General features: G+C 61.5%; 11 protein-coding genes. 7 read left to right on the plus strand and 4 right to left on the minus strand.

Translation table 11 applies throughout. The features are described from left to right. Window positions 1-226: 226 nt before the first annotated feature. The 3 genes from V1277_RS19365 to V1277_RS19375 all read right to left on the minus strand — a co-directional run bounded on the left by V1277_RS19365 (window position 227) and on the right by V1277_RS19375 (window position 1899). Entirely contained in the window at window positions 227-916 is a 690-nt protein-coding gene (locus tag V1277_RS19365; protein WP_334417682.1) for a polysaccharide biosynthesis/export family protein, read from the minus strand. A 25-nt stretch (window positions 917-941) separates the two neighbouring features. Further along, a complete protein-coding gene (locus tag V1277_RS19370; protein ID WP_334417683.1) occupies window positions 942-1676 on the minus strand; it encodes a metallophosphoesterase family protein in 735 nt (244 codons plus the stop codon). Between the two features lie 79 nt (window positions 1677-1755). After that, window positions 1756-1899 (minus strand): hypothetical protein, encoded by a 144-nt coding sequence (locus tag V1277_RS19375; protein ID WP_334417684.1) that lies wholly within the window; start codon window positions 1897-1899, stop codon window positions 1756-1758. Between the two features lie 739 nt (window positions 1900-2638). Between V1277_RS19375 and V1277_RS19380 the strand changes: the two genes are divergently transcribed. The 5 genes from V1277_RS19380 (at window position 2639) to V1277_RS19400 (ending at window position 8051) form a co-directional block, all read left to right on the plus strand. Next, window positions 2639-3220, plus strand: coding sequence for a sugar transferase (locus V1277_RS19380; RefSeq protein ID WP_334370378.1), 582 nt, complete (start codon window positions 2639-2641; stop codon window positions 3218-3220). 41 nt (window positions 3221-3261) lie between these two features. Then, entirely contained in the window at window positions 3262-4695 is a 1434-nt protein-coding gene (locus tag V1277_RS19385) for a mannose-1-phosphate guanylyltransferase/mannose-6-phosphate isomerase (RefSeq protein ID WP_334376931.1), read from the plus strand. A gap of 87 nt (window positions 4696-4782) precedes the next feature. Further along, complete coding sequence (locus V1277_RS19390; RefSeq protein WP_334417685.1) at window positions 4783-5571, plus strand: FkbM family methyltransferase; 789 nt, start codon at window positions 4783-4785, stop codon at window positions 5569-5571. A 68-nt stretch (window positions 5572-5639) separates the two neighbouring features. Then, window positions 5640-6959 carry a UDP-glucose dehydrogenase family protein gene (locus V1277_RS19395; RefSeq protein ID WP_334417686.1) on the plus strand — a complete coding sequence of 440 codons (1320 nt, stop codon included), beginning with the start codon at window positions 5640-5642 and terminating at the stop codon, window positions 6957-6959. 48 nt (window positions 6960-7007) lie between these two features. Continuing rightward, window positions 7008-8051, plus strand: a complete 1044-nt coding sequence (locus tag V1277_RS19400; RefSeq protein WP_334420408.1) for an NAD-dependent epimerase — start codon at window positions 7008-7010, stop codon at window positions 8049-8051. An 84-nt stretch (window positions 8052-8135) separates the two neighbouring features. Here the strand turns inward: V1277_RS19400 and V1277_RS19405 are convergent, their stop codons facing one another. Beyond that, window positions 8136-9080, minus strand: a complete 945-nt coding sequence (locus V1277_RS19405; RefSeq protein WP_334417687.1) for a helix-turn-helix domain-containing protein — start codon at window positions 9078-9080, stop codon at window positions 8136-8138. A gap of 154 nt (window positions 9081-9234) precedes the next feature. Here V1277_RS19405 and V1277_RS19410 point away from each other — a divergent pair, with 154 nt between their 5' ends. Both V1277_RS19410 and ggt read left to right on the plus strand, forming a co-directional pair. Next, complete coding sequence (locus tag V1277_RS19410) at window positions 9235-11211, plus strand: primary-amine oxidase (RefSeq protein WP_334417688.1); 1977 nt, start codon at window positions 9235-9237, stop codon at window positions 11209-11211. Window positions 11212-11324: 113 nt separating this feature from the next. Beyond that, complete coding sequence (gene ggt, locus V1277_RS19415; protein WP_334417689.1) at window positions 11325-12947, plus strand: gamma-glutamyltransferase; 1623 nt, start codon at window positions 11325-11327, stop codon at window positions 12945-12947. Window positions 12948-12972 lie beyond the last annotated feature (25 nt).

The raw sequence follows: 12972 nt of genomic DNA on the forward strand, positions 1-12972 counted from the left end.
CGTCGACTGCGCATAAGAACGGCAGGCCTCTACTCGGTACGCGGGCGCAAGGTTTTTGAGTTGTGAGATTGAAGTGATGCGCTCGCTTGCAACGCGCCTTGCCGGAAAAAGTTTTCCTCGCGTCGCAAAATATTTCGCATGTGCAAAATGCGAACTGTGACAACAGCGCAACATGCGCGCCATCATCCGCTCACGGGCGCATGCACTCCATCTGAATTCCGAGACGCTAGAAGTAGCGTTCCGGAACCCTAATGTTGTCGCCGGGATAGACCGGAACGGGAGCATCGAGAGGGTGGGTCTCTTCCGCACCGGCACCTGCACGGCGCAGATAGACCTTGTTTTCGTTGGCGCGGTACGTGAATCCGCCGGCGCTTGCGATCGCGTCCATGACAGTCAACCCATTGCGGTATGGATATTCACCGCTCTTCTTCACTTCGCCGAGAATGTAGTACGGGCGATACTGCGCGATCTCGACGTTGACGCGCGGATCGCGCACGATTCCCTTTGCAAGCGCGGATGCTATCGCTTTTTCAAGCTGCCGCGTCGTGGCGCCTGCAGCCTTGATGAGACCGGCGAGCGGAATCGAAACTTGACCGCCATTGTCGATTTCATACTCGCCGGTGATGTCAGGTTCGCCGTAGACCTTCAGCCTGATTCGATCGTTCGGACCGAGAACGTAACGCTCCGCAGACGATGCGGATGGCGGCGTTTGTGCTGAAGCACGAATCGAAAATCCGGCACTGATGCCGGCGATTACAAGGACGAAGAGAAGAGAGGGAAGCGTCGGGCCGGCGCTGGACGACCGTTGCTGCATGGCTGCATCTCCATGAATGCACGTAACAGCCGCGGATGATAGGGAAGCAAAAACGGCGAAAGAATGTGATGACGAAGTTCCATGTGCCCAATATGCGCGCATGCGTTAACGAGACGTTGCATGCGAGTCACAGGAAGAGGATCGCCGATCCTTCGATCGCAATGCAGGTCAGTGTTCCCGTTCGCCACGCAGCAGTATCGATGTTGATTCGGTTATGCCTGATATCCGGATGCGGCACCGGCGTATGGCCGTGCACGATGAATTGTTCGTGATCCCGTGTAGAGTCCAGGAACGCATCGCGAATCCAAATCAGGTCGTTGGGATCCTGATGCTCGATCGGGACATCCGGACGAATGCCGGCGTGCACGAACAGGAAATCGCCGCACCTGAACTGATTGCGCAAACACTGCATGAACAGTTCGTGTGCACGCGGAAACGCGTCGAGAAAGCGGCGATGCACTTCGTTCGCCGTCGCGGTTTCGTCATGCAGTTCAACACCATACGATGCAAGCGTCTGCGTGCCGCCTAGTGGCAGCCAATACTGCAGGATGGCCGGATCCTGAAGGAACCCTTCCATCACGGCCTCGTGGTTGCCGCGTAGACATACCGCGTGATGGGCAACGAGTCTGACTGTGAGCAGGTCGATCACCGTCCTGGAGTGTGGTCCGCGATCAACATAATCGCCGAGATAGATCTCGACCGTGTGCGCGATCGGTCGACGCCTTATGTCATCGTCGATGCGTGCAATGATCTCGCTCAGCAGGTCGGCGCGGCCGTGGATGTCGCCGACCGCATAGATGCGTGTATCGGCAGGCGTTGAAGCGTTAACGGAGCGTGAAGGTCCCGCAGACGTTTGGTGCATGGTGTGCGATGTCGATCATGGAACCGCGCGGCGGTCAATCCATGACACCATGCGCCGAGATGCAGCCACAAGTAATAGATTAGAAAAAGAGCAGGCAGATCAGGATCACGATCGCAATCCACGCAACCGCGTTCGCGATGATGATGAGGTTCCTCAGCCTGCGATCGGACGACAATGTGCCGTGCGGCACCAGCGCACGGCTGTGCAGACGTTCGGCCATCATGGGCGCCTCCCTGGAAAGCGTTCCGCAAGGTGGACGGCTCGCGAATCGCTGCCGTCTCTGTTTTCTTTCCAAACGTTGCGACCACCGCACCAGCCCGTGCGCCTTAGTCACTACCAGTCGTCAGGCTGCAGAAGATCGCTTGGCTTTCGATTAACAAACTCGATCAAAACAACGACGAGACAGGCATTTGTTGCCCGTGCAGCGAAGCTACATTCGTCGAGAATCGAACAATGGAATTTGTTCCGCGCTTTTCGATTATGCATGGCAGCCTCGAGTCACGCGCAGCTCATTAACCAGGCAAATCGAGTCTAAGCATCTCCGAACAAATCGGAATATCGCGTCGCACAAATCTCGTTAACGATTCAGTTCCGTGGTGGCGCGGCACCGTTTTCGCATTTGCGCCAAACTTCGCTCAAGATTCTGGAAAGTCTTAGCGACCGCGAAGTGCGGACGTTCGCTGCTGCGAAATCGTCGCACTCGCTGTCGGGTGAATTCCACGCGCTTGATTCACAGTCCGGTTCCCGCAGAGAGGAGAGTCATGGCCTCCATCGTGACAGCCAACTTCGATCGGAGCGACGTTGCGCCGAGGAGCAACGTTGCACCGATTCGAAGAGAGCGAACTGAGATATCAGTCCGTCCTGTCGAATTTGCCGGCGGCGGTACGCATGGCGCGTATCGAGCCCGCCGGCGGTCGCGCCGAAGGGCACGAAACGAACCGTCCTCGTCGCTTGCGAAGCGTGTGTTCGATATTGCTGCGGCAAGCGGCGCATTACTGTTCTTCGCGCCGCTCCTGATCGTCATCGCAGTTGCGATAAAGCTGACGTCGCCGGGCCCGGTGCTGTTCTTCCAGTATCGATACGGCTATCGCAATCGCCGCTTCAAGATCTACAAGTTCCGCACCATGCGCGCGGATGCGGGTGATGTGCGCGGCGTAAGGCAGACGGTTCAGGGCGACGCGCGCGTGACGCCGGTGGGGCGAATTCTGCGCAAGACCAGCCTCGACGAAATTCCGCAACTGATCAACGTGATCAAGGGCGACATGTCGCTGGTTGGGCCGCGGCCGCATGTGCCGGGAATGCTGGCCGCGGATCTGCCCTACGAACACCTCGTGCCTTATTATTTTCAGCGGCATACGGCGCGGCCGGGCATTACCGGGCTCGCGCAGGTCAGCGGCTGCAGGGGAAGCACGGCCGAATTCGGTCCGGCGGTTTCACGGATCGATTACGATCTCGATTACATCGAGAGGTGGTCGCTGCGCATGGACATCATGATCATCATCCGCACGATCCGCAAAGAATTCCTGTCGGGAAGCGGATTCTGACCGAGCTCAACGTCGCAACATCGAAGGACCATGCAATGCCGATGATCGAGCCGCGCGGCCGTATCGTACCCGTTCTCCTGTCCGGTGGCGCCGGCTCGCGGCTGTGGCCGCTTTCGCGCGAAACCTATCCCAAGCAACTGCTCTCGCTGCTCGGCGAGAACACTCTGCTGCAGCAAACGGCGCTACGGGTCGACGATCGCTCGCTGTTTACCGACCCGATGGTGATCGCAAACGCCGAGCATCGTTTTGCGATCGGTGAGCAGTTGCGCGCGGTCGGCGTCGATCGCCCGACCATCGTGCTCGAGCCGTTCGGAAGAAACACCGCTCCTGCGGTCGCGGTTGCAGCGCTGCTCGCCAGCGAGGCCGATCCCGACGCCGTGATACTGGCGATGCCGGTCGACCACTGGGTGCGGGATCACGCCGCGTTTCGCGCCGCCATATCGACGGGCATCACAGCCGCGCGCTACGGCCGATTCGTTCTGTTCGGTGTGCGGCCTTCGTCGGCAGCGACCGGATTCGGCTATATCCGGATGGGCGATGAGCTGGAAGCCGCCTCTCCGATTCGTAACGTCGCCAGCTTCGTCGAGAAGCCGGACCTGGTGACGGTCGAGCGCCTGCTGGCCTGCGACGAGCATGTCTGGAACAGCGGGATATTTCTGCTGCCGGCGCGTCAGTTCATCGACGAATTGGCGCACCGGGCGCCGGAGGTCCTGGCCGCCTGTCGCAAGGCGCTGACGGGCGCAACCCGCGACCTCGATTTTCTCCGGCTTGATGAGCGCGCTTTCGAGGCCTGTCCGACCATCTCGATGGACTACGCGATCATGGAGAAGACCGACAACGCGGTAGTCGTTCCCGCCACGTTCGACTGGAGCGATGTCGGAAGCTGGTCGGCCCTGTGGTCGATGGCGGAGAAGGATTCGTCGGGCAACGTCGTGATTGGCGATGCGGTAGTGGAAGATGCTTCGGGTTGCTACGTGCGGGGCGACGGGCAATTGGTTGCGGCGCTCGGCGTCGAGGATCTCGTCATCGCCACGTCGCCGGACGTGGTGCTGGTGACCAGCCGGAAACGCGACCAGGATGTCGGAAAACTGGTCGAGCGCCTGAAGGCAAACGGCCATCGCTCGGCAACCCAGACCCACAGCGTCCATCGCCCCTGGGGATACTATCAGTCGATCCATGCCGGGGAGCGGTTTCAGGTCAAGCGCATCACCGTCAATCCCGGCGCCAAGCTGTCGCTGCAGAAACATTATCACCGCGCCGAACATTGGGTCGTGGTGAACGGCACCGCGATCGTTACGCGCGACGACGAGGAAATCCTGCTGCGCGAGAACGAGTCGATCTTCGTCCCCTTGGGATGCATGCATCGTCTGGAGAATCCCGGAAAGGTTCCCCTCAACCTGATCGAGGTCCAGTCGGGCGCCTATCTCGGGGAGGACGACATCGTCCGCGTGCAGGACATCTATGACCGCATTTGAGGTGTGGTGGGGTGGGAGGCAGCATCCGCATCGAGGACGGCGCACGCCGCAACGAGGCGTGCGCGCGCGACACGAAGGGAAGCAGCAATGAACACAAAACAACACGTCAAGGAGCTGGTGAAGGATGCGTTTCCCTCGATATGGCTGCAATGGCATTTCATGAAGCGCCCCAAATCGGCGGAGCGTGAACTGTCGTATCTCGACAAGGTCATTCCCGACGACGCGGTGACGGTCGACGTCGGCGCGAACTGCGGCCTCTACACGCGGCAGCTGGCGCGCCTTTCCCGGCAGGTTCATGCCTTCGAGCCTTCGCAGCAGATGGCGAGGTTGTTGCGCCGAACCTCGGCGCGCAATGTGAGCGTCCACGAGATCGCGCTGTCGGATCATGACGGCGATGCCGAGTTGTTCATCCCGCAAGGCGAAGATGGCCTAGTGTACGGCCTTGCCTCGCTGGAGGCGCGAGCCGATTCATCGGCAAGACTCGTTTCCGCCCATGTGCCGATCGCGCGGCTCGACGCGGTCATCGACCAGGACGTGGCGTTCGTAAAGATCGACGTCGAAGGCCACGAGTTGAATGTGCTGAACGGCGCCGTCGAGCTTCTGGAACGCTGCCAGCCGGTATTCCTGGTCGAGGCGGAGGACCGCCACCGCGCCGAGGCGACCCGCTTGGTGTTCGAATTCTTCCGGAATAAATCCTATCGGGGGTTCTTCCTGAAGGACAACGACGTGATCGGAGTGGAACAGTTCGATTCCCGAAGGCTTCAGGATGCCGATGCGCTGCGGCCGGACGGCGGCCGCAAGAACGGACAGTTCTACGTCAACAACTTCTTCTTCTTTCCCCGGCATCTCGACGGCGAATCGATATTGAGCAGCTAGCTCGTCGTTTCACCGCCTCTCCGCCGGCGCGGCCTTTGGGCCGCGCGGCTTTTCAGACAGGAACCGTAATGCATATAGCGATGATTGGCGCCGGCTATGTCGGGCTGGTGTCAGGGGCGTGCTTTTCCGATTTCGGCCATCAGGTCGTCTGTATCGACAGCAATGCGGAGAAGGTTGCGAGCCTCGATAACGGGGAGATGCCGATCCACGAACCCGGACTGGCCGAACTGGTGGCACGAAACGTTGGCCAAGGCCGCCTTTCATTTTCGAGCGATCTGAAATCGGCCGTCAGCGGTGCGGAAGTGGTGTTCATCGCGGTAGGCACGCCGTCACGCCGCGGCGACGGCCATGCCGATCTTTCCTATGTCTATGCGGCGGCGCGCGAGATCGCCGGCGTACTTCCCGACCGGGCGGTGGTGGTCACCAAGTCGACGGTCCCGGTCGGGACCGGCGACGAGGTCGAGCGCATCATCCGCGAAGAAAATCCCGAGGCCAAAGTTGCTGTCGTTTCCAATCCCGAGTTCCTGCGCGAAGGGGCGGCGATCCGCGACTTCAAGCATCCCGACCGGATCGTGATTGGAACGGACGACGCGCGCGCCCGCAGCGTGATGGCCGAGGTGTACCGGCCGCTTCACCTCAATGCTTCCCCAATCCTCTATACCGATCGCCGCACCGCCGAATTGACGAAATACGCCGCCAATTCCTTTCTCGCCACCAAGATCGCCTTCATCAACGAGATCGCCGATCTCGCCGAAAAGGTCGGCGCCAATGTGCAGGAGGTCGCGCGCGGGATCGGCCTCGACAACCGGATCGGCCAGAAATTTTTGCATGCGGGGCCGGGCTTCGGCGGCTCCTGCTTTCCCAAGGACGCGATGGCGTTGATCAAGACCGGCCAGGACAATGAAGCGCCGGTGCGAATCGTAGAAACGGTGGTCGCGGTCAACGACCAGCGCAAGCGGGCGATGGCGCGCAAGGTCGCGAATGCGTTCGGCGGCAACATCAGGGGCAAATCCATCGCGGTGCTCGGCGTAACGTTCAAGCCGGATACCGACGACATGCGCGACGCGCCATCCATTCCGCTGATCACTGCGCTGCAGGACATGGGAGCCGAGGTGCGCGTTTTCGATCCCGTCGGCATGGAGCAGGCGAAGAAGGTGTTCGAGAACGTTACCTTCTGCGACAGCGCCTATCGTTGCGCGAAAGGATGCCACGCGCTCGTCATTGTCACGGAATGGGAGCAGTTCCGGGCGCTGGACCTCAAGGAGTTGTCCACCATCATGGCCTGTCCCGTGATTGTCGATCTGCGCAACATCTACTCTCCGGAGGAGGTGAGGCGGAACGGTTTTCTGTACTGCGGCGTGGGGCGGCCGAAATCGGTGGCGTACTGACAAGCATGAGCCGTCATGACAACGGCTGGTGGGGAGGATGCACGCATGATGCCGGATCAGGCAATTCTGGTAACGGGAGCCGCGGGCTTCATCGGATTTCACGTGGCGCAACGGTTGCTGCAGTCGGGCCATCGCGTGGTCGGGCTCGACAACCTCAATTCATATTACGATCCGCAACTGAAGGCGGCCCGGCTCGCGATCCTGCGCAACGATTCGCGTTTTCAGTTTGAGGAGCTGGACGTGGCGGATCGCGTCGCGATACCGGCGCTGTTTGCGCGCCATCGGTTTCCCATCGTCATCCATCTGGCCGCGCAGGCGGGCGTGCGCTACTCGCTGCAGGATCCGCACGCTTATGTCGACGCCAATCTGGTTGGCTTCACCAATGTCCTGGAGGGATGCCGGCACCATGGCTGCCGTCATTTGTTGTTCGCATCCTCGTCGTCCGTGTACGGGGCCAACAGGAAGTTGCCCTTCTCGGTGCATGACAATGTCGATCACCCGATCAGCCTTTATGCCGCGAGCAAGAAGGCCAACGAATTGATGGCCCACTCGTACAGCCATCTCTACGGAATCCCGTGCACCGGCTTGCGCTTCTTCACGGTGTACGGCCCGTGGTATCGGCCCGACATGGCGCTGTTCGTGTTTGCGAACGCGATTGTCCGCGGAAATCCGGTCAAGCTGTTCAATGGCGGCCGGATGCTTCGTGACTTCACCTATATTGACGACGTGACAGAGGCTCTGGTCCGCCTGATCGATCGCGCGCCGCAGGTCGGGCAGCCCGGGCCCGGGCTGGACGGAATTCAGGACCCGGGATCGAGCATCGCCCCTTGGCGCATCTACAATGTCGGCAACAACAAGCCGCAGGAATTGATGCTCGTACTCGACATCCTCGAGCGTGAGCTGGGGCGCAAGGCCAACAAGGAACTGCTGCCGATGCAGCCGGGCGACGTGCCGACCACCTATGCCGATGTCGATGACCTCGTGCGCGACGTCGGCTTTCGCCCGGCAACCCCGATCGAGGACGGCATCCAGAGGTTCGCGGCCTGGTATCGCAGCTATTACGAAGCAAACCAGGCGATGGCCGCATCCTAGAGCGTTTTCCAGCGAAGCATGCCCTCGGACTTGATCCGTGGGTGGACACCGGTTCGCGTCAAGAAAACGCGTCAAAACAAAAATCTAGAACCGAACCGGCACGCTTGCGCGAAAATCCCGCGGCGTGGTGCCATGCTTGTTCTTGAACGCGCGTGCAGCGTGAGCGGCATCGGCAAACCCGCACTGATGCGCCAATCTCGCGATCGAAATGTTGGCCAGCGAAGCCTGCCGCAGCAGGTTGCGTAACAGCTCGACCCGCAGATGAAGGACATGTCGTTCGAACGTGGTGTCGCGGTCGGCGAAGATGCGATGGAAGGTCCGCTCCGAGATGCCGAATTCGGCGGCGAGCGCCGGCACTGGCCGGACAGCGGCGATATTGGCCCTCAGATAGGTATCGATCAGGCAGAACAGGCTGGGACGGGTGAGTTGATGGCTCTCGCCTGCGGCGAGACGTAGCAGAGCCGACAGAAAGGCAACGATATCTGGCTCATCTTGTCGCCCCGGCGCGTCGGGCAAGGAAATCGCATTGCGAACCATCGCGGCAATCGAACGCGCAACAGTCCCGGATAGCGGCACAGGCTTGGCGCATAATCGCTCCGCGCCGGGAACGGACCGCAACAGCGGCGCGGCGGGGACGGTTGCGATCAGCAGTTCCGCGCACTGTTCGGGGCCGAACAGCCGATCCTCGAACGGACGCCGCGCGTCGTAGAGCACGCCATATCCCGGATCGATCGTGCCCTCGTTGCCGGCTTGCACCATCGCGCTGCGCCCGCGCCGCTGAAAATCGAACATGAATTCGTCCGAGCCGGCCCGGCTCACCAGCCTGGCATCGCGGGTGTAGCATTGCGGACTGCTGTCGAAGCGCACCAGCTTGGCATCGCCGATCTCGACGAACTCGAAGTGGCCACTGACGATGGCGGAGCCGAGCGGCTTGGTCTCGATGTTGGCGAAAGACCGGCAGATCGCCTCGGTCCAGAAGGCCTGACGCTCCGTCGGACGGATCGGGTCGGTGGAGACGCTGATCGGCATCGCGTAACGAGATCCGGTTGATGAACCCCCAGCGTCGCGCAGGATTGGGGGCTCTGGCAAGGGCCGAACCAGCGCTGGGCGTGGCAGGTTCATTCAAGACACGCCGTCTCGGACCGCCGTAACCTGCAACCAGTCCATGGGAATTCGGTCCGATATGATACCTACAAAGCCATCTGTCGGCACAGATGCCGATCACCCGCTCGACCCGCTCAGCGAGGCCGAAGTCGCGCTGACGTCCGAAATATTGAAGAAAGAAAAGCGGCTCGGGCCCCACGCGCGATTTACCCATGTGCAGCTCGAAGAGCCGGCCAAGTCCGACGTCCTCGGCTGGGAGCCGGGCGTTGGCCTGCCGCGACGGGCTGCCGCCACCCTGTTCGACTGCAAGACCGGCGCGACGCATGTCGCCACCGTGGACCTTGAATCAGAGTCCGTGACGGCGTGGCGCGAATATTCGACCAAGGCGCATCCTTACGGCCAGCCGCCGATCACCATCGAGGAGGTGTTCAAGGTCGGCGACATCGTCAAGGCCGACGCGGACTGGCGGCGCGCGATGAAGCGGCGCGGCCTCGATGACAAGGACATCGAGCTGGTTCAGGTCGATCCGTTCTCGGCCGGCTATTTCGACCGCGAGGTGGAGAAGGGCCGCAGGCTGGTCAGCGCCGTGTCATATTGGCGTAGGGATATCAAGGACAACGGTTATGCGCACCCGATCGAGGGCGTGGTTGCGCTGGTCGACCTGATCGAGAACAGGATCGTCCATCTGGTCGACGAGCCTGACATCATCCCGATCCCGAAAAAGTCACGCAACTACGACCGGGCGTCGATCCCGCAAACGCGCAAGGACGTCAAGCCGCTCGACGTTGTGCAAAAGGACGGCCCGAGCTTTACGGTCGAGGGCTGGAAGGTCGGCTGGCAGAACTGGTCGTTCCGCGTCGGCTGGACCGCGCGCGAGGGCCTTGTGCTGCACCAGATATCGTTCCGCGACGGTGCGCTCGAACGGCCGATCATTTATCGAGCCAGCGTCACCGACATGATCGTGCCCTATGCCGATCCGACCGCGAACCATTTCTGGAAATGCGCCTTCGATGCCGGCGAGTATGGACTGGGTAAGCTCGCCAACGCGCTCGAACTCGGCTGCGACTGCCTCGGCCATATCAATTATTTCGACGTGCCGGTCGCCGACGACTACGGCAAGCCCAGCATCATGAAGAACGCGATCTGCCTGCACGAGGAGGATTACGGGATCCTCTGGAAGCATTACGAGTTCCGCAACGAGACGTTCGAGGTGCGGCGGTCGCGCCGCCTCGTCATCTCCTTCTTCACCACTGTCGGAAACTACGACTACGGCTTCTTCTGGTATTTTTACCAGGACGGCACCATCCAGCTCGAAGTCAAACTGACCGGCATCATCCAGACCGCGGCGATCGCCGCAGGCAAGGACTACCCGTGGGGCGGCATGGTCGCCGAGAATCTCGGCGGCCCAACCCATCAGCACTTCTTCAATGCCCGCCTGCACATGATGCTCGACGGCGAAGGCAACACCGTCACCGAACACGAATTCCGCCCGCGGCCGTGGGGTACGGACAACCCATACGGCAACGTGTTCGATGTCACGGCCCGAACGCTCTCGCGCGAGCGCGACGCGGTCAGAGAGGCCGACGGCCGAACCGGGCGATACTGGAAGATCTGCAACCCCAACAGAAAGAATAGTGTTGGCGGTCCGACAGCGTATAAGCTGATAGCGCACAGCGCGCCCGCAATGCTGGCTCAGGAGGGCTGCTACATGACCTCGCGTGGCGGCTTTGCGACCAAGCACGTCTGGGTGACCCGCTATGCGCCCGACGAGCGCTACGCGAGCGGCGAGTTTCCGAACCAGCATGCCGGCGGCGACGGCCTGCCGAAATATATCGCCCAGAACCGCGCCATCGAAAACCAGGATATCGTGGTCTGGCACAGTTTTGGGGCGACGCATGTCTGCAGGCCCGAGGATTTTCCGGTGATGCCGGTCGAATATGTCGGCTTTACGCTGAAGCCGAACGGCTTCTTTGCCGAGAACCCGGCGATGGACCTGCCGCCCGATCGGAATGCCGCGAGCCGGGACAACCGTGACAAGGATTCGTGCTGCGGCTGACGATCCGCAGGTTTGCTGTTTCTTTCATCAAGCAAGGAGACCTGACCATGAATCGCAGGTACATGATCAGGCGAATTCGCGCCTGACGGCTTGGCATATTCCAGGGGCCCGAATTGGACATTCGTACCGGCCGGCCGGTGACGCTGGCGTCAAACGGCATGGTGACGTCGCCGCATTCGCTGGCTTCGGCGGCAGGCATCGACGTGCTTCGCGCCGGCGGCTCTGCTATCGATGCCGCGATCGCGACCAGCGCGGTGCTGGCCGTCGTCTATCCGCACATGACCGGTCTCGGCGGGGACGCGTTCTGGCTCATTCACGACGGCGCCAGCGGCGAGATCCGCTACCTCAATGGCGGCGGCAAGGCGGCAGCCGCGGCTACGCTTTCGTCGATCGAGCAGCGAGGGTTGAAGGAAATCCCGCTGCGGGGAATCGTGCCGGCGACGCTCACGGTGCCGGGCGCCGTGGCGAGCTGGATCGAGGCGCATAGCGCCCACGGGCGATTGCCTCTGCGGCGCGTGCTCGAGAGCGCCATCGGTTATGCCCGCGATGGCTTTCCGGTCACCGGCCGCCTCGCCAGCTTTATCGAGATGATGCGCGATGATCTGCTTGGGGATCGCGAGGCCGCCGCGCTGTTCTTTCCGCAAGGGGCGGCGGCGCCGCCGGGGACGAGGCTGACCAATACAAACCTTGCCCGCACGCTTCAGTCGATCGCGGATGGCGGATGGTCGGGTTTTTATCAACGGGAAGTCGCGGCTGAAATGGCGCGCTTTTCGGAAGAGAAAGGCGGCCTGTTTCGGCTGGCCGATTTCGGCCGGCAAAAGGCGATCTGGGGCGAGCCGCTTGCTGGCCGCTACCGCGACGTCACCGTCTTCAACACGCCGCCGCCGACGCAGGGTTTTACCGTGCTCGAGATGCTCAACCTCCTTGAGCCGCACGAACTGCACCGAAAGGATTTCCTCGGGCCCGATCATGTGCATCTTATGGTGCAGGCCAAGCAGATTGCCTATCACGACCGCGATCAGATTCTAGCAGATCCCTCCTTTGTCGAGGCGCCGGTCGAGCGGCTGATATCGAAGGAATACGCGCACCTGCGCGGCCGGCTGATAGACGGGAGGTCGGCATTGAAATGGGACATGGTCCCGTCCTTCGGCAGCCTCGCCGGCGACACGGTCTATGTCGCCGCTGTCGACCGCGACGGCAACGCAGCGTCGCTGATTCAAAGCCTGTATGGCGCATTCGGCTCCTGCATGGTCGCGGGAAACACCGGCGTCATCCTGCAAAATCGCGGCGCGTATTTCTCGCTCGATCGCAATCATCCCAATCGCCTCGAGCCCGGCAAGATCCCGCTGCATACGCTGATCGCCTCGATGGCCAAACGCGACGGCAAGCTCTGGAGCGTGCTCGGCTGCATGGGCGCGGATGGCCAGCCGCAAATCCAGCTCCAGCTTTATTCCGCTATGGTCGATTTCGGTCTCGACATCCAGGAAGCGATCGAGATGCCGCGATTTCTCTCCGGCCGCTTCGCGCTCGGCGAGGCGCGCGACACGCTGCATATCGAGGGACGGTTCCCGACAGGTACGATTGATGCGCTCGCACAGCGCGGTCACACCATCAACCGCTGGGAGCCCTGGAACGAAATGGCAGGCCACGCGCATGGCATCACAATCGACCGGCGGAACGGCATGCTGAGCGGCGGTTCGGACCCGCGCAGCGATGGGGCGGCGATCGGTTACTAATTGTTGATCCGCGTCTCGCATTGGC

Origin of the sequence: Bradyrhizobium sp. AZCC 1588 (assembly GCF_036924735.1) — a bacterium.
Lineage (GTDB): Bacteria > Pseudomonadota > Alphaproteobacteria > Rhizobiales > Xanthobacteraceae > Bradyrhizobium.